This window comes from Streptomyces tibetensis, assembly GCF_007655005.1.
GTDB classification, from domain to species: Bacteria; Actinomycetota; Actinomycetes; order Streptomycetales; family Streptomycetaceae; genus Streptomyces; species Streptomyces tibetensis.
This window is the reverse complement of sequence record NZ_SZVW01000018.1, coordinates 137,696-154,635: the sequence shown is the minus strand read 5'-3', so window position 1 is coordinate 154,635 and position 16,940 is coordinate 137,696. Positions and strand designations below refer to the sequence as shown.

At 71.6% G+C, this 16,940-nt stretch carries 15 protein-coding genes; 6 read left to right on the top strand and 9 right to left on the bottom strand.

Annotation, left to right across the window (positions count from 1 at the left end; all coding sequences use genetic code 11):
- The first annotated feature begins 73 nt into the window (after positions 1 to 73).
- Together FDO69_RS29225 and FDO69_RS29220 are read left to right on the top strand one after the other, a co-directional pair.
- On the top strand, positions 74 to 943 hold the full coding sequence (locus FDO69_RS29225) for an NUDIX hydrolase (RefSeq protein ID WP_104783656.1): 870 nt from the start codon (positions 74 to 76) through the stop codon (positions 941 to 943).
- A complete protein-coding gene (locus FDO69_RS29220) occupies positions 940 to 1,770 on the top strand; it encodes an MBL fold metallo-hydrolase (RefSeq protein ID WP_104783653.1) in 831 nt (276 codons plus the stop codon). The genes FDO69_RS29225 and FDO69_RS29220 overlap by 4 nt, the downstream gene beginning before the upstream one ends.
- A gap of 6 nt (positions 1,771 to 1,776) precedes the next feature.
- On the opposite strand, the gene FDO69_RS29215 is transcribed toward FDO69_RS29220, so the two are convergent.
- The gene (locus tag FDO69_RS29215) at positions 1,777 to 2,598 is read right to left on the bottom strand and encodes a nucleotidyltransferase domain-containing protein (RefSeq protein ID WP_104783650.1); all 822 of its coding nucleotides are present in this window, start codon (positions 2,596 to 2,598) and stop codon (positions 1,777 to 1,779) included.
- A gap of 126 nt (positions 2,599 to 2,724) precedes the next feature.
- A complete protein-coding gene (locus tag FDO69_RS29210) occupies positions 2,725 to 3,399 on the bottom strand; it encodes a Crp/Fnr family transcriptional regulator (RefSeq protein ID WP_010031945.1) in 675 nt (224 codons plus the stop codon).
- Positions 3,400 to 3,734: 335 nt separating this feature from the next.
- Between FDO69_RS29210 and nth the strand changes: the two genes are divergently transcribed.
- From nth to FDO69_RS29195, 3 genes are all read left to right on the top strand, one after another.
- Positions 3,735 to 4,811 (top strand): endonuclease III, encoded by a 1,077-nt coding sequence (nth, locus tag FDO69_RS29205; protein ID WP_104783647.1) that lies wholly within the window; start codon positions 3,735 to 3,737, stop codon positions 4,809 to 4,811.
- Between the two features lie 262 nt (positions 4,812 to 5,073).
- Entirely contained in the window at positions 5,074 to 5,769 is a 696-nt protein-coding gene (locus FDO69_RS29200) for an NUDIX hydrolase (protein WP_104783794.1), read from the top strand.
- Positions 5,770 to 5,782: 13 nt separating this feature from the next.
- Positions 5,783 to 6,982, top strand: coding sequence for a MarP family serine protease (locus tag FDO69_RS29195; RefSeq protein ID WP_104783791.1), 1,200 nt, complete (start codon positions 5,783 to 5,785; stop codon positions 6,980 to 6,982).
- Positions 6,983 to 7,036: 54 nt separating this feature from the next.
- Here the strand turns inward: FDO69_RS29195 and FDO69_RS42340 are convergent, their stop codons facing one another.
- The 7 genes from FDO69_RS42340 to FDO69_RS29160 form a co-directional block, all read right to left on the bottom strand.
- Positions 7,037 to 7,219: a hypothetical protein gene (locus FDO69_RS42340; RefSeq protein ID WP_079129072.1), complete on the bottom strand. Its 183-nt coding sequence runs from the start codon at positions 7,217 to 7,219 to the stop codon at positions 7,037 to 7,039.
- A gap of 128 nt (positions 7,220 to 7,347) precedes the next feature.
- Positions 7,348 to 8,286 carry an alpha/beta fold hydrolase gene (locus tag FDO69_RS29185; RefSeq protein WP_104783644.1) on the bottom strand — a complete coding sequence of 313 codons (939 nt, stop codon included), beginning with the start codon at positions 8,284 to 8,286 and terminating at the stop codon, positions 7,348 to 7,350.
- A complete protein-coding gene (locus FDO69_RS29180; protein WP_104783642.1) occupies positions 8,283 to 8,771 on the bottom strand; it encodes a phage holin family protein in 489 nt (162 codons plus the stop codon). The genes FDO69_RS29185 and FDO69_RS29180 overlap by 4 nt, the downstream gene beginning before the upstream one ends.
- 120 nt (positions 8,772 to 8,891) lie before the next feature.
- Positions 8,892 to 10,328: a Na+/H+ antiporter NhaA gene (gene nhaA, locus FDO69_RS29175; protein ID WP_104783639.1), complete on the bottom strand. Its 1,437-nt coding sequence runs from the start codon at positions 10,326 to 10,328 to the stop codon at positions 8,892 to 8,894.
- Positions 10,329 to 10,551: 223 nt separating this feature from the next.
- Positions 10,552 to 12,507 (bottom strand): acetate--CoA ligase, encoded by a 1,956-nt coding sequence (gene acs, locus FDO69_RS29170; RefSeq protein WP_104783788.1) that lies wholly within the window; start codon positions 12,505 to 12,507, stop codon positions 10,552 to 10,554.
- A 244-nt stretch (positions 12,508 to 12,751) separates the two neighbouring features.
- Entirely contained in the window at positions 12,752 to 12,964 is a 213-nt protein-coding gene (locus FDO69_RS29165; protein WP_138430213.1) for a hypothetical protein, read from the bottom strand.
- Positions 12,961 to 15,330, bottom strand: coding sequence for a bifunctional SulP family inorganic anion transporter/carbonic anhydrase (locus tag FDO69_RS29160; RefSeq protein ID WP_104783636.1), 2,370 nt, complete (start codon positions 15,328 to 15,330; stop codon positions 12,961 to 12,963). Before FDO69_RS29160 ends, FDO69_RS29165 begins: the two co-directional genes overlap by 4 nt.
- A gap of 288 nt (positions 15,331 to 15,618) precedes the next feature.
- On the opposite strand from FDO69_RS29160, the gene FDO69_RS29155 reads away from it, so the two are divergent.
- On the top strand, positions 15,619 to 16,884 hold the full coding sequence (locus FDO69_RS29155; RefSeq protein ID WP_104783634.1) for a polysaccharide deacetylase family protein: 1,266 nt from the start codon (positions 15,619 to 15,621) through the stop codon (positions 16,882 to 16,884).
- The last annotated feature ends 56 nt before the right edge of the window (positions 16,885 to 16,940 follow it).

Here is a 16,940-nt window from a genome sequence, read left to right as displayed (position 1 = left end):
GCGGGTCCCAGCTGCGGAATCCGTCCCCGGGGGCCACTCGAACATCCGCCCGTCACGGGATAGCCTCGCGCCCATGGCGAACGGTCAGTGGTACCCCCCGGAGTGGCCGGACCGCATCCGCGCACTCGCGGCCGGCACCCTCACGACGGTGGCCCCCAAGCGCGCGGCCACCGTCATGCTCCTGAAGGACACCGGCAGCGGCCCCGCCGTCCACATGCTGCGCAGACGCGCCTCCATGGCCTTCGCCGGAGGCGCGTACGCGTATCCGGGCGGCGGCGTCGACCCGCGGGACGACGACCACCACGTCCGCTGGGCGGGCCCCACGCGCGCGTGGTGGGCCGAGCGGCTCGGCGTCGACGAGACGGAGGCCCAGGCGATCGTCTGCGCTGCCGTACGGGAGACGTACGAGGAGGCGGGCGTCCTGCTCGCCGGGCCGGCCCACGACTCGGTCGTCGGTGACACCACGGGCGCCGACTGGGAGGCCGACCGGGCCGCCCTGGTCGCCCGGGAGCTGTCCTTCGCGGAGTTCCTGGACCGCCGCGGCCTGGTCCTGCGGTCCGACCTGCTGGGCGCCTGGACCCGCTGGATCACCCCGGAGTTCGAGGCCCGCCGCTACGACACCTGGTTCTTCGTGGCCGCGCTCCCCGCGGGCCAGCGCACCCGCAACGCCTCCACGGAGGCCGACCGCACGGTGTGGATCGCCCCGCGCGAGGCGGCGGCCCGGTACGACGAGGGCGAGCTGCTGATGATGCCGCCGACGATCGCGACCCTGCGCCAGCTGACGGCGTACGACACGGCCGCCGGGGCACTCGACTCAGCACAGGGGCGTGACCTCACGCCGGTCCTGGCAACCGCCCGCCTGGTGGACGGGGAGATCGTGCTCTCCTGGCCGGGCCACGACGAGTTCACCAAGCACATTCCGACCGGTGGAGCCACCGCATGACGGACGCAAGCGCCCTTCCCGGCCGGCCCCGCGGCGGGGTCCTCTCGGGGCCCGCCACCGCGCGGGCCGTCAACGTCCTGGCCCCCAACGCGTCGGCCATGACCCTGGACGGCACCAACACCTGGATCGTCTCCGAGCCGGATTCGGACCTGGCCGTGGTGGTCGACCCGGGGCCGCTGGACGACGGGCACCTGCGCCGGGTCGTCGCCACGGCCGAGCAGGCCGGCAAGCGCGTCGCCCTGACCCTGCTGACCCACGGCCACCCCGACCACGCGGAGGGCGCCGCCCGGTTCGCCGAACTGACCGGCACGCGCGTGCGTGCCCTCGACCCGGCCCTGCGCCTGGGCGACGAGGGCCTGGCCGCCGGGGACGTGATCACCACCGGCGGTCTTGAACTGCGCGTCGTACCGACCCCCGGCCACACCGCGGACTCCCTCTCCTTCCACCTCCCGGCCGACGGGGCGGTCCTCACCGGCGACACGGTCCTCGGCCGCGGCACGACGGTCGTGGCCCACCCCGACGGCCGCCTCGGCGACTACCTGGACTCCCTGCGCCGCCTGCGCTCCCTGTCGGTCGACGACGGCGTCCACACGGTCCTGCCGGGCCACGGCCCGGTCCTGGAGGACGCCCAGGGCGTCGTCGAGTACTACCTCGCGCACCGCGCCAACCGCCTCGCCCAGGTCGAGACGGCCGTGGAGGACGGCTACCGCACACCCGCGCAGGTCGTCGCCCATGTCTACGCCGACGTCGACCGCTCCCTCTGGCCGGCGGCGGAACTGTCGGTGCGGGCGCAGATGGACTACTTGGAAGAACACGGGCTCATCTAGAGCCCCTCAGGGACGCGGTGCTTTGACGCCGTGCACGCGCGCGTACTCCCCGGCGAGCCAGGGGCCCAGATCGCCGACGTACGCCGCGAGCACAGCGGCGTCTCCGGCCGGCTCCAGCCCCAGGGCGGCCGCGGCCCGCATCTGCTCGCCACGCTCGGGGTAGTACCCCGCGAAGGCCTCGGCCATCTCGTGCAGGTCGCTGGTCCAGCCGCTCCAGCGGGGCATGACGAGCGTGAAGCCGGTACGGACCAGATGCCGGGACATGAAGCGGACCAGGGGCCGCCGGGCCTCCTCCGTGTCGTCCGCCTCGGCGATCCGCCGGCGCCAGCGGGGGAGGAGCAGGGCCAGGTCGCCGTTGGTCTCGCGGGCCAGCAGCGAGTCGGGGCGGTAGCGCGGCAGGCACGCGGCCAGGTCCTCGCCCAGCAGCGGAGTGCACAGGCAGGCGACGAACCAGCCCAGGTCATGCCTCTCCAGGTCGCTCAGCAGCCGCGCCCGGCTGAACAGCAGGGCGCCGTGCCCGTCGATCTGCTCGAACTCCGCGTCCAGTGCCGCGCCGAGCGCCCGGGCGTCGTCCCGGTCCGTCGCGGTCGGCTCCTCGTGCAGGGCGAGCAGCAGATCCAGGTCGCTGCGGCCCACGCGCGCGGTGCCGCGCGGTATCGACCCGTAGAGGTAGGCGCTGTGCAGCCGGTGCCCGAACACGTCGGCCAGCCCCTGGCGTGTCGCGGTGACGACCGGACGGAAGGCCGGGGGCACGCGCGCGAGGGAGCCCTCCCGGGTGAGGAAGCCCCGCGCGTCGAGTCCGGGTCGGTGGGCGGTGCTGCCGGTCATGCGCTCACCGTGCCGCGAGCGGAGCCCTCGTGGGGCGCGCTTGCCGCTTCCTTGACGACTTCCTCGACGACGTCGGGCCCCGGCTCGCGAGGAGACGGGGCCCGATGACGTACGGCAGGGTGCGTGTCAGCGTGAGCGCTTGGCGAGGCGCTCCACGTCCAGGAGGATCACCGCGCGGGCCTCCAGGCGGAGCCAGCCGCGCTGGGCGAAGTCCGCGAGGGCCTTGTTGACCGTCTCGCGGGACGCGCCGACCAGCTGGGCCAGCTCCTCCTGCGTGAGGTCGTGCACGACGTGGATGCCCTCCTCGGACTGCACGCCGAACCGGCGCGACAGGTCGAGCAGGGCGCGGGCGACGCGGCCCGGGACGTCCGAGAAGACGAGGTCGGACATCGCGTCGTTGGTCTTGCGCAGCCGGCGCGCGACGGCGCGCAGGAGCGCGGTGGCCACCTCCGGGCGGGCGTTCAGCCAGGGCTGGAGGTCGCCGTGGCCGAGGCCGAGCAGCTTGACCTCGGTCAGTGCCGTGGCCGTCGCGGTGCGCGGGCCCGGGTCGAACAGCGAGAGCTCTCCGATGAGCTCACCGGGGCCGACCACGGCCAGCATGTTCTCGCGGCCGTCGGGGGACGTGCGGTGGAGCTTCACCTTGCCCTCCGTGACCACGTACAGGCGGTCACCGGGGTCGCCCTCATGGAACAGCGAGTCACCGCGGGCGAGGGTCACCTCACTCATGGAGGCGCGGAGCTCCGCGGCCTGCTCGTCATCGAGCGCCGCGAAGAGCGGATTGCGCCGCAGAACGTCGTCCACGAGTTCTCTCCTTGTCGACCTGCTCAGGGGATCTTGCTCCCCCGTGTACCGAGGGACCGTGGTGCCCATTTTGTCGGGCGGTCCAAACAGTGTGATCTGTCACAAGGATGCCGCACACGTGTCCCGGGGTACGCGGCAGGGGTCCAATTGGACGCCGATCTTCAGGGGCCGGGCCGGATGTCGGTGCCGGGCCTTAGGCTGGCCGGGTGTCCAAATCGCCGGTGAGAGCACAGGCCGAGGGGGCTGCGCGGGTGGTTGTACGTCGCGATTCCGCTGTGGGCGAACAGAGCCCCGATGGCGGTAGGAAAACGGCGAAAGAGAACAAGACGGAACCGGTGAGGAAGACGGCGTCCGCGGAGAAGGCCGCCTCTGCGGAACGGGCCGCCCCCGCGAAGAAGGCGGCCTCCGAGAAGAAGGCGGCGTCCGTGAAGAAGGCGGCGTCGACGAAGAAGGCTGCGTCCAAGACGTCCGCCGCCGCCGGGAAGGCCGCCCCCGCCGGGAAGGCCGCAAAAGGTGCCGCCAAGAGTGCTGCCGTGAGGAAGGCGCCCGCCGCCAAGAAGGTCGTGGTCGCGCCGAAGAAGGCCACGGCCCGTCTCAAGGGCACCGCCCCCGCCAAGGCCGTCGTCCACCCGCCGGGCGACGAGTCGCGTACCGCCCTGGTCCGCCGGGCCCGCCGGATCAACCGCGAGCTCGCCGAGGTCTTTCCGTACGCGCACCCCGAGCTGGACTTCGCCAACCCCTTCCAACTGGTCGTCGCGACGGTCCTGTCCGCCCAGACGACCGACCTGCGCGTCAACCAGACGACGCCCTCCCTCTTCGCGAAGTACCCGACCCCGGAGGACCTGGCCGCCGCCAACCCCGAGGAGGTGGAGGAGATCCTCCGCCCGTGCGGCTTCTTCCGGGCCAAGACGAAGTCCGTCATAGGGCTGTCGAAGGCCCTGGTGGAGGACTTCGGGGGCGAGGTGCCCGGCCGGCTGGAAGACCTGGTCAAGCTGCCCGGTGTCGGCCGCAAGACCGCGTTCGTCGTGCTCGGCAACGCCTTCGGCCGTCCCGGCATCACCGTGGACACGCACTTCCAGCGCCTGGTGCGCCGCTGGCAGTGGACCGGCGAGACCGACCCGGACAAGATCGAGGCCGCCGTCGGCGCGCTCTTCCCGAAGAGCGACTGGACGGATCTCTCGCACCACGTGATCTGGCACGGCCGCCGCATCTGTCACGCCCGCAAGCCCGCGTGCGGCGCCTGCCCGATCGCTCCGCTCTGCCCGGCGTACGGCGAGGGCGAGACCGACCCGGAGAAGGCCAAGAAGCTCCTCAAATACGAGAAGGGCGGCTTCCCGGGTCAGCGTCTGAACCCCCCACAGGCCTACCTGGACGCGGGCGGCAAACCGGCGCCGCCGCTGGGGGCCGGATGAGCCGCCCGAACCGGCGGAGGGGCCTGATGCGTGACCCGAGCGGCCCGGTGCACGACCCGATGGGCTCGGCCTGCGGCCCGAGCGGCCCGGCGTGCGACCGGAGGGGCTCGGCGGGCGATCTCAGGGGTTCCGCGCGCCACCCGATGGAGCCGATGCGCCGCCCCGAGAGCCCGGCGCGCCGCCCGTTCAGGGGATCCCGGCGGCTCGCGGAACGATCTCAGGGCCGTCGTGCGTTGGATGCGGCAGGACGACGGGGGTGGCGATGACGCGCGCGAGCGACACACAGGGTGGCCCGGTGGCGCTGAGCAAGGACGGGCTGCCCGGCTGGCTGGACCCCGTGGTGCACGCCGTGGAGACGGTCCGTCCGAGGCAGCTGAGCCGGTTCCTGCCGCCGGAGGACGGGGCGGGGCGGCAGTCCGCCGTGCTGGTCCTCTTCGGTGAGGGCGCGCACGGCCCGGAGCTGCTGCTGATGGAGCGTGCGAGCTCCCTGCGCTCGCACGCCGGGCAGCCCTCCTTCCCGGGCGGCGCCCTCGACCCCGAGGACGGCGACCCCGGCGGCGACGGCCCGCTGCGGGCCGCCCTGCGCGAGGCCGAGGAGGAGACCGGCCTCGACCCCTCCGGCGTCCAGCTCTTCGGCGTCCTGCCGCGGCTCTACATCCCGGTGAGCGGCTTCGTCGTCACACCCGTGCTGGGCTGGTGGCGCAAGCCGAGCCCGGTCGGAGTCGTCGATCCGAACGAGACCGCCAGGGTCTTCACCGTCCCCGTGTCGGATCTCACGGATCCGGCCAACCGGGCGACCACCGTCCACCCCAGCGGCCACCGAGGTCCGGCATTTCTGGTCGAATCAGCCCTTGTCTGGGGTTTCACGGCCGGAATCATCGACCGGCTGCTGCACTTCGCGGGCTGGGAGCGGCCCTGGGACCGCGAGAAGCAGGTCCCCCTCGACTGGCGCGCATGACAGGGTGGCCTCCGTGAACGTGCTGGACATCTTGTTGCTGGTCGCCGCCGTGTGGTTCGCGGTCGTGGGGTACCGCCAGGGGTTCGTCGTCGGCATCCTGTCGGTGATCGGCTTCCTGGGTGGCGGCCTCGTCGCGGTCTACGTGCTGCCCGTCATCTGGGACGCGCTGACGGACAACGCGGAGGTGAGCACGACCGCCGCCGTCGTCGCGGTCGTAGTCGTCATCGTCTGCGCCTCCGTCGGCCAGGCCCTCACCACCCACCTCGGCAACAAGCTGCGCCGGCACATCACCTGGTCCCCGGCCCGGGCCCTCGACGCCACCGGCGGCGCCCTGGTCAACGTCGTGGCGATGCTCCTGGTCGCCTGGCTGATCGGTTCCGCCCTCGCGGGCACGACCCTGCCGACCGTCGGCAAGGAGGTCCGCAACTCCAAGGTGCTGCTCGGCGTCTCGCAGGCCCTGCCGGACCAGGCGGCCACCTGGTTCGCGGACTTCTCCTCCGTCCTCGCGCAGAACGGCTTCCCGCAGGTCTTCAGCCCGTTCTCGAACGAGCCGATCACCGACGTCCAGCCGCCCGACCCGGCGCTGGCGAACAGCCCCGTGGCCAACCGCGCCCAGCGCTCCATCGTCAAGGTCATGGGCACGGCTCCGAGCTGCGGCAAGGTCCTGGAGGGCACCGGCTTCGTCTTCTCCGGCCGTCGCGTGATGACCAACGCACACGTGGTGGGCGGAGTCGACGAGCCGACCGTGCAGATAGGCGGCGAGGGCAGGAAGTACGACGCCAAGGTCGTGCTCTACGACTGGCGGCGCGACATCGCCGTCCTCGACGTGCCGGACCTGAAGGCGCCCGTGCTGCGGTTCACCGAGAAAGACGCGAGCAGCGGCGACAGCGCGATCGTCGCGGGCTTCCCGGAGAACGGGGCGTACGACGTGCGCGCGGCCCGTGTGCGCGGCCGCATCACCGCCAACGGCCCGGACATCTACCACCGCGGCACGGTCCGCCGCGACGTCTACTCCCTCTACGCGACCGTCCGTCAGGGCAACTCGGGCGGCCCCCTGCTCACACCCGACGGCAAGGTCTACGGCGTCGTCTTCGCCAAGTCGCTGGACGACGCGGAGACGGGCTACGCGCTGACCATGGACGAGATCCGGGAGGACATCACCAAGGGGCGCACCGCCAGCCGGCAGGTGGGCAGCGACAGCTGCGCCCTCTAGGAGCGGCGGCCCTGGAGCGGCAGATGTCGGGGTGTCACTCGCGCGAGTGGCAGCTCAGTCGCGTGTGTGGCGAAGACGTACGGAGACCCAGCGGGCCCGGCGGCGGAGGATGCGCGGGATCCCCACCCTGGGATCCGCGGTCACCATCTGCGGTGCGCCGCTTCGCTGGTGGGGGTTCGTACCGCTCGCCGAGCGGCGATTGCGGGTTGCGTCACTGTAGTCGTGCGTCCAGCCCATACCCCGACGTGTGCCCCCGCCCCATGGTCGATAACCGCTCCCGGGGCGCCCAATTGGCCTATGCGCCGGGCAATTGGCCGTTCGTCAGACAAGCGTTCACGTGCCGGTGACCGGGCGGGGCCGGCCGGTCACCGGTCGGGTTCGGGATCCCGCAGCCAGTTGATGAGTTCCGAGGAGAACGCGACCGGGTCCTCCTCGTGCGGGAAGTGCCCGAGGCCGTCGAACAGACGCCAGCGGTAGGGGGCTTCGACGTACTCGCCGGAGCCGGCCGCGCTACGGGTGCGCATCACGGGATCGAGCGAGCCGTGCAGATGGAGCGTCGGCACCCGCACCGGCCGCTTCATCCGGCGGTTGAACTGGATGCCGTCCGGGCGGGCCAGAGAGCGCACCATCCAGCGGTACGGCTCGACCGCGCAGTGCGCCGCGGAGGGGATGCACATGGCGCGGCGGTACGTCTGCAGCGCCTCGTCCTCGGGCGGGCGCGGCCCGGACCACTCCTGGATCAGCTCCGCCACGAGCGCCCCGTTGTCGGCGGTGAGCTGCCGCTCCGGGATCCAGGGCCGCTGGAACCCCCAGATGTGTGAACCGGCGCGGCTCTGCTTGACGTCCCTCAGCATGGCCGAGCGCCAGCGCCGCGGGTGCGGCATGGACGCGACCGCCAGCCGCCGCACCAGCTTGGGGCGCATCGCGGCCGCCGTCCACGCGAGGTATCCGCCCAGGTCGTGGCCGACCAGCGCGGCGTCGGACTCGCCGAGGGAGCGGATGACGCCGGTGACGTCGAGCGCGAGGTTGGCGGGGTCGTAGCCGCGCGGTGTGCGGTCGCTGCCGCCGACACCCCGCAGGTCCATGGCGACGGCCCGGAAGCCGGCGTCGGCGAGCGCCACCAGCTGGTGCCGCCAGGTCCACCAGAACTGCGGGAAACCGTGCAGCAGCAGCACCAGCGGCCCGTCGCCCAGCTCGGCGATGTGGAAGCGGGCGCCGTTGGCGGCGACGTCGCGATGGCTCCAGGGGCCGTCGAGGAGGACGGCCGAAGCCGGTTGAGCAGGGGGCGGGGCGGGGTCCGTCATGACGACGAGCGTGCCACAGCCTCGATGGCCTCGGGGACCCGGTCCTGCGCGAGCTCCGGTCGCGGGTGCGGCTTGGCCTTCTGCAGCACGACCGCGGTCTCCTTCATCGACGCGGCGACCTTCTGCGGGCCCTTGCTCTTCTTGGCCTTCTTGGCGAACGTCACGCCGACCAGCGCGAGCACTCCGGCGACCAGCACGTTCGCCGCGAACGACAGCAGGAAGCAGACCGCGAGGTTCCAGTGGCTCCAGGTGCGAATGCCGTACGCCAGCGCGAAGTTCAGCATCGGCAGGGAGAAGATCAGCACCGCGCCGGCCGCCGAGAAGGCGCCGCCGCTGGTCGCGCCGCGCTTCACGTCCTGCTTGAGCTGAGCCTTCGCCAGCGCGATCTCGTCGTGCACCAGCGCCGACATTTCCGCCGTCGCCGAGGCGAACAGCTGGCCGATGCTGCGTTCGGCGCCGACCGGGCTGCCGTCGGGTGCGCTCATCGCGGTCTCCCTCTTCTGCTTACGGTCCGTTTTCCGCGTCTTGTGCCTGACCCGCCGCAGTCGTCCGACTGGGTACGGCCTGACTGCGTACGGTCCCGTCTTTTGTACCGTCTCGTCAGATCATGCCGGACGGTGGTGGTCCTCGCCTGCCCCGCCCGGTACTTCGGCAAGCCCGTGGCGCGCCGCTGCCTTCTCCTGGGCGATCCTGCGGTGCTCGGCGGCCCTGCGCTCGTACACGGCGGCGAGCCGCAGGTGGTACGCCGGGTCGTCCTCCTCGTACACGTCCGGGATGCCGTCGGCGTCCTCGTCGCGCTCCTCGTCCTCCCACAGCCGTCGGTACTTGGCGTTGCGGATCTTCAGCAGGACGGTCGCGAGTGTCGCGGCGATGAGCGAACTCAGCAGGACGGCGACCTTCACCTCGTTCGTCATCGTCCGGTCGCCGTCGAAGGCGAGTTCGCCGATGAGCAGCGACACGGTGAAGCCGATGCCGGCGAGGGTCGCCACCGCGAACACGTCCGCCCAGGCGAGGTCGTCGCTGAGCGAGGCCCGGGTGAAACGGGCCGTCAGCCACGTCCCGCCGAAGATGCCGATCGCCTTGCCGACGACCAGCCCGAGGACCACACCGAGGGTCTCCGGCTGGGTGAACACGCCGGCGAGCGCTCCGCCGGACACCGTGACGCCCGCACTGAACAGCGCGAACAGTGGCACCGCGAGCCCCGCCGAAAGGGGCCGTACGAGGTGCTCGATGCGCTCGCCGGGGGAGCGGTCCTCGCCCTCGCGCCGGTGGCAGCGCAGCATCAGGCCCATGGCGACACCGGCGACGGTGGCGTGGACGCCGCTGTTGTACATCAGCGCCCAGACGACGAGGCCCAGCGGCACGTACACGTACCAGCCGCGCACGCCGGTGCGCAGCAGCAGCCAGAACAGCACCAGGCCTGCGACGGCACCGCCGAGCGCGGCGAAGTTCAGGTCGGCGGTGAAGAACACCGCGATGATCAGGATCGCGAAGAGGTCGTCGACGACGGCGAGCGTGAGCAGGAAGGCCCGCAGCGCGCTCGGCAGGGAGGTGCCGATCACGGCGAGCACGGCGAGCGCGAACGCGATGTCGGTCGCGGTCGGCACGGCCCAGCCGTCCAGGGAGCCACCGCCGGTGACGGTGGAGAGGGTGTAGACGAGCGCCGGTACGGCCATGCCGCACAGCGCGGCGACGACCGGCAGCGCGGCGGCCTTCGGGTCGCGCAGGTCGCCCGCCACGAGTTCTCGCTTCAGCTCGATCCCGGCGACGAAGAAGAAGATCGCCAGCAGCCCGTCGGCGGCCCAGTGCGCGACGGACAGGTCGAGGCCGAGGGCGGCAGGGCCCAGGTGGTAGTGGGCAACGCTCTCGTAACCGTCGTGCAGCGCGGGGATGTTCGCCCAGAGCAGCGCGATGACGGCGGCGGCGAGCAGCAGCACCCCGCCGACGGTCTCGGTGCGCAGCGCGTCCGCCACATACGTCCGCTCGGGCAGCGACAGCCGGCCGAGGGCCTTGCGGGGGGTGGTGGGGCGGGGCGCGGTCACGAGGGAGACCTCCGGTCGGTGGGCAGGACGGAACACATGCCGACCAGACTTCCCGGCGCACCATGGAGCACTTGTTCTGCTCGGATGTCCGAGCAGTTGTTTTGCTTAGTTTAGGTAAATGTACGGCTGTGCGCATCCGGCGGCCCTCGCCGCGGGGGCCTGCCGACGGAGGGCACCGGTGATCGGGTGCCCCTCCGTCGGCTTCGTCATGCCGGTGCCGCGATCAGTCCTCGCTGGACGCGGCGGGCAGCTTGGACTGGATGAGGTCCATGACCGTGGAGTCGGTCAGCGTGGTGACGTCACCCAGCTGGCGGTTCTCGGCGACGTCCCGCAGCAGCCGCCGCATGATCTTGCCGGAGCGGGTCTTGGGCAGCTCCGCCACCGGCAGGACCCGCTTGGGCTTGGCGATCGGGCCGAGGGTGTTGCCGACGTGCGTGCGCAGCTCGGCCACCAGGTCCTCGGTCTCCGAGGCCGTCCCGCGCAGGATCACGAACGCGACGATCGCCTGCCCGGTCGTCTCGTCCGCGGCGCCGACCACGGCCGCCTCGGCGACCGAGGGGTGGGAGACCAGGGCCGACTCGACCTCCGTGGTGGAGATGTTGTGCCCCGAGACGAGCATGACGTCGTCGACCCGGCCGAGCAGCCAGATGTCGCCGTCGTCGTCCTTCTTGGCACCGTCACCGGCGAAGTACTTGCCCTCGAAGCGCGACCAGTAGGTGTCGATGAAGCGCTGGTCGTCGCCCCAGATGGTGCGCAGCATCGACGGCCACGGCTCGGTCAGCACCAGGTAGCCGCCCCCGCCGTTGGGCACCTCGTTGGCCTCGTCGTCCACGACCGTCGCGGAGATGCCGGGCAGCGGCGTCTGCGCCGAGCCGGGCTTCGTGGCGGTCACGCCCGGCAGCGGGGTGATCATCATCGAGCCGGTCTCGGTCTGCCACCAGGTGTCGACGACCGGGGTGCGGTCGCCGCCGATGTTCTTGCGGTACCAGATCCACGCCTCGGGGTTGATCGGCTCGCCCACCGAGCCCAGCACCCGCAGGCTCGACAGGTCGAACTTGGCGGGGATGTCGTCGCCCCACTTCATGAACGTGCGGATCGCGGTCGGCGCGGTGTAGAGGATCGTCACGCCGTACTTCTGCACGATCTCCCAGAAGCGGCCCTGGTGCGGGGTGTCGGGTGTGCCCTCGTACATGACCTGCGTCGCGCCGTTCGCCAGCGGGCCGTAGACGATGTACGAGTGGCCGGTCACCCAGCCGACGTCGGCGGTGCACCAGTAGACGTCGGTCTCCGGCTTGAGGTCGAAGACGGCGTGGTGGGTGTAGGCGGTCTGCGTGAGGTAGCCGCCGGAGGTGTGCAGGATGCCCTTGGGCTTACCCGTGGTGCCCGAGGTGTAGAGGATGAACAGCGGGTGCTCGGCGTCGAAGGCCTGGGGGGCGTGCTCCGTGCTCTGCCGACCCACCAGGTCGTGCCACCAGACGTCGCGTCCCTCGGCGAAGGCGACCTCCTGACCCGTGCGGCGCACGACCAGGACGTGCTCGACGATGCCCGCCTTCTCGACGGCCTCGTCCACGGCAGGCTTGAGCGCGGACGGCTTGCCGCGCCGGTAACCGCCGTCGGAGGTGATGACCACGCGCGCGTCGGCGTCCTGGATGCGCGTGGCGAGCGCGTCCGAGGAGAAGCCGCCGAAGACGACCGAGTGGGCGGCGCCGATCCGGGCGCAGGCCAGCATCGCGATCGCCGTCTCGGGGATCATCGGCATGTAGACGGCGACCCGGTCGCCCGCCTGGACTCCCAGCTCCAGCAGGGCGTTGGCAGCCTTGGAGACCTCGTCCTTGAGCTCGGCGTAGGTGATCGCGCGGCTGTCGCCCGGCTCGCCCTCGAAGTGGATGGCGACCCGGTCGCCGTGTCCGGCCTCCACATGGCGGTCGACGCAGTTGTAGGCGACGTTGAGCTCGCCGTCCTTGAACCACTTGGCGAACGGCGGGTTCGACCAGTCGAGGGTCTCGGTGGGCTCCTTGGCCCAGGCCAGCCGGCGGGCCTGCTCGGCCCAGAAGCCGAGCCTGTCAGCCTTGGCCTGTTCATACGCCTCCGCTGTGACGTTGGCGTTGGCGGCCAGGTCGGCGGGGGGTGCGAACCTGCGCTCTTCCTTGAGCAGGTTGGCCAGGCTCTCGTTGCTCACGGCATCTGCCTTTCCCAGGGTGTCCGTTGTGTCCCAGGCCACAGCTCATCAGACCCGGGGGTGCGATGACAAGGGCCGACCGCCGATTGGTTTAGACCTGTGGGGACGGTGCTGTCGGGGACCGGGGTCATCCGTACCCACGGACGCCGACCAGGGAAAGTTCAGTGCGTGTGCTGCCCGTGTGCTGCCCGTCCCCCTGCCCGGCTCTTGTGTCGTGGCGGAGCCGAGGGGGGAACGGCGATGTTCATGGAGACCTCGACGGCCGCCGGTGGTGACAGGGCTCTCCGGCGGCATCGGTGGCGGTTGCATCGGTGGCGGTGGCGGTGGCGGTGGCGGCTGTCGCGGCCGTGGCGGTGGCGGTGGCGGCTGTCGCGGCGGTGGCGGCGGCCGTGGCGGTGGCGGTGGCGGCGTCGGCCGGGGCCGGGCGGGAGCCCCGCCCGGCCGACGCCTGGCTCACGCCGTCAGGTCCGACTCCCGGACCCGGTCGAAGACGCCACCGGCGTCAGTCTCGGTGAGCAGGTACGCCTCCGCCTCGCCCACGTGGAAGTACATCCCGTGCAGCTCCAGGCTGCCCTCCTCGATGGCCCGGGCCACCGAGTCGTGGACGCGCAGGTGCTCCAGCTGCTGGACCACGTTGGTCAGGCAGAGCTGCTCGACCGCGTCATCGGGGGAACGCCTGGCCAGTCTGCCCCGAGGCAGACTGTCGTCGGCCATGCGCTCCAGGCTGGGCAGGCCGTGCCGCAGCCACCGCTTCAGCGGGCTCCGGGCGCCTCCGGGCTCGGAGTTGAGCAGCGCCTGCATGGCACCGCAACCCGAATGCCCGCACACCGTGATGGAGCGCACCTGAAGCACGTCCACGGCATACTCGATCGCCGCCGCCACCGAGTCGTCGCCGCTCTCCTCGCCCGGGCGCGGGACGAGGTTGCCCACGTTGCGCACGACGAACAGGTCACCCGGGCCACTGGAGGTGATCATCGATGTGACCAGTCGGGAGTCGGCGCAGGTCAGGAAGAGCTGCGAAGGCCGCTGTCCCTCTCTCGCCAGCCTGGCCAGCTCGCTGCGCACCAAGGGCGCGGTGTTGCGCTGGAACGCGCTGATGCCACGCGCCAGTTCGTGCCCGCTGGCTCCGCCGGTGCCCGTCGGGTCCGGCTCGGAGCGGTCCGACCCGTCCGGGTTCTTCTCGGCCGGGGGTGTGGACTGGGGGCCGTCGCACTGGTGGTTGCGCCAGGGCGTCCAGGGCCGGCAGCGGCAGTCGCCGGAGACCTGGGGCTCGGAGATACGGGTGCCGGGATGACGGCCGGTGATCTCGACGGTACCGCCCTGCGCGGTGTGCGTCTTCTGCCAGTCCTGCAGCGTCTCGTACGCCGCGTGGTCCATGAACGACCCGTCCAGCTCGACGACGGTGTCGGCACCGTGGGGCACGAGATGCAGGACCCGGCTGAGCCGTGGCACCGCGAGGAACGTCAACTGTCCTCTGACGTGTACGTGATGGACTCCTTCCCTGACTTCGTGCGTGATGCGGGTGCGGGTGAGGCGGTGCAGGGCGACGCCGACGGCTGTGGCGATGCCGAGCGCCACGCCCTCCAGGACGCCGAGGGAGACGACGCCGAGGGTGGTGACGGCGTAGACCCACACTTCGCGGTGGCGGGTCACCGTGCGGATGTGGTTCAGGGACACCATCTGGATGCCGACGGCCATCACCAGGGCGGCGAGCGAGGCGAGCGGGATGAGCTCCAGGATCGGGACCATCAGCAGCGTGGCGATCACTACGAGAACGCCGTGCAGCATCGTGGAGTTCCGGCTGACCGCACCGGCGTGCACATTCGCCGAACTCCGCACGGCCACACCGGCGATGGGCAGGCCGCCGAGCGAGCCGGAGACGATGTTGGCGGCTCCCTGCCCGAGCAGTTCGCGGTCGAGCTTCGAGCGCCCGACGCGGGGTGACAGACCGGGGCGGCCGGCCACCAGCTTGTCCACGGCGACCGCGCCGAGCAGCGACTGGACGCTGCACACCAGCGTGGTGGTGAGCACGGCGGCGACCAGGCCGAGCACGGGGCCCTCGGGCAGACCGGCCAGGGCGTGGTTGCTCCAGGACGGCAGGTCGACCTTGGGCAGGCGGAGCCCGGCGAGGGCGGCGGCCGAGGTGGCTCCGGCGACGGCGACGAGCGCCGCCGGGACCGTGCGCAGCAGGCGTCCGGCCCGGCCGGGCAGGCGCGGCCAGAGCAGCAGCAGTGCCAGGGTCAGCACGCTCACCGACACCGCCGCGGGGCGCATGTGCGCCAACTGGGCGGGCAGGGCACGCAGGTTGTCCGGGACGGAGCTCTGTGGTGTGCCGCCGAGCACGATGTGCAGCTGGGCGACGGCGATGGTGACGCCGATCCCGGCGAGCATGCCGTGCACGATCGCGGGGCTGACGGCGAGGGCGCCACGGGCCACGCGCAGGCAGCCGAGGCCCAGTTGGGCGACGCCTGCGAGGACGGTGATGGCACAGGTGGTCCGCCAGCCGTACCGCTGGATGAGGTCGGCGGTGACGACGGTGAGTCCGGCGGCCGGTCCGCTCACCTGGAGCGGGGAGCCGCCGAGTCGCCCGGCGACCAGCCCGCCCACGGCGGCGGCGACGAGGCCGGCCTGGAGGGGGGCGCCGGTGGCCAGGGCGATGCCCAGGGACAGGGGCAGCGCGATCAGGAAGACCGCGATCGAGGCCGACACGTCGGCACCCGCGATGCGGAATCGGCGGGGCCCGGCCGGCGGCGGACTGTGAGGCGGATGGGTGCGCTCGGTTCGGTTCGGGTCGGTGACGCGTGTGGGGACGCAGGCTGACATGGTTTTCCCGTCTCCTCCGGGGCTGCGCGGTCGCGTATCTGGGGGGCCCGCTCGGGGCGGGTGTCGGTCGCGGCGGTCACGGCGTAAATCGGCGGGATGAATTAACGCTCGGTAAACGGATCGTAATGCAGAGTAAAGGGCGAGCATAGACTTTACGGGCAAATGGGTGAATAGATCACTCTGAAGAGTGAAGTGGCCATTTGATCGGCTTGTCCTACTAATTCCTTCTCGGTCTCGTGCGAATTTGGCGGCGTCCGCACCCGAGAGAAGGAAGAAGGTGGGCGGAACATGGCCGCCACCCACAGGATCGCCGCGGGTTCCGTGATCGCCGCGGTCTGCGCCGCATCGCTCGCCGGCTGCGCGACCGACACCCCCCGTCCGGAGACACCCGAACCGCAGAAGGCGACGCCCGCACAGGCGCCGAAGAGCGCGGTCCGGCTGATCGGAGACGGCTCCACCGCCTACACCGGGGCCCAGCCGCACCTGCCCCGCCCGGAACGCCTCCGGCCCGGCCAGAAGCCCCCGCAGTTCGTCGTCTTCTCCTGGGACGGCGCGGGCGAGGACAGCCAGAAGCTGTTCTCGCACTTTCGTAAGGTCGCGAGGAAGAACAACGCGACCATGACGTACTTCCTGAGCGGCGTGTACATGCTGCCGGAGGACAAGCGCGACCGGTACCGGCCCCCGCAGCACTCCCCGGGTCGCTCCGACATCGGCTTCAACGACCGCCGCGGCATCGCCGCCACCGCGAAGCAACTGCGCCTGGCATGGCTGGAGGGCAACGAGGTCGGCACCCACTTCAACGGCCACTTCTGCGGCAGCGGCGGCGGCGTCGGCGAGTGGTCGGTGCAGGACTGGAAGGACGAGATCTCCCAGGCCAAGCAGTTCGTGAAGACCTGGAAGACCAACGCCGGCCTGAAAGGCGCCTCCCCGCTGCCCTTCGACTACGACAAGGAACTCATCGGCGCCCGCACACCCTGCCTCGAGGGCCAGCGCAACTTCATGAGGGCAGCCCGCGACATGGGCTTCCGCTACGACACCAGTGGCGTGAACGACCAGGTCTGGCCGAAGAAGAAGATGGGCCTGTGGGACGTCTCCATGCAGCTCGTGCCGTTCCCCGGCCACTCCTTCGAGCAGCTCACCATGGACTACAACTTCATGGTCAACCAGTCCGGCACCACCACCCAGGGCAACCCCGCCAAGTTCGACTTCTGGGGCGACCAGATGCGAGACGGCCTGCTCAGGGGCTTCTCACGGGCCTACCAGGGCAACCGCGCGCCCCTGATCATCGGCAATCACTTCGAGTCCTGGAACGGCGGCACCTACATGCGGGCCGTCGAGGAGGTCATCGAGACGGTGTGCACCAAGGAGGAGGTGCGCTGCGTCTCGTTCCGGCAGCTCGTGGACTGGCTCGACGCCCAGGACCCGAAAACGCTGGAAAAGCTGAGCACCCTGCCGGTCGGCCAGGCGCCGAAGGCCGGCTGGGCGTCCTTCCTGTCGGACCGGCCCGCCCCCGCACCCAAGGGTGTCCCCGGGGCTCCGGCGGTCGGGAGGTAGTCCTTCGGGCGGACGTCGGGTGGCGCACGCGCGCGTGAAGAAGGCCACTCCGCCGT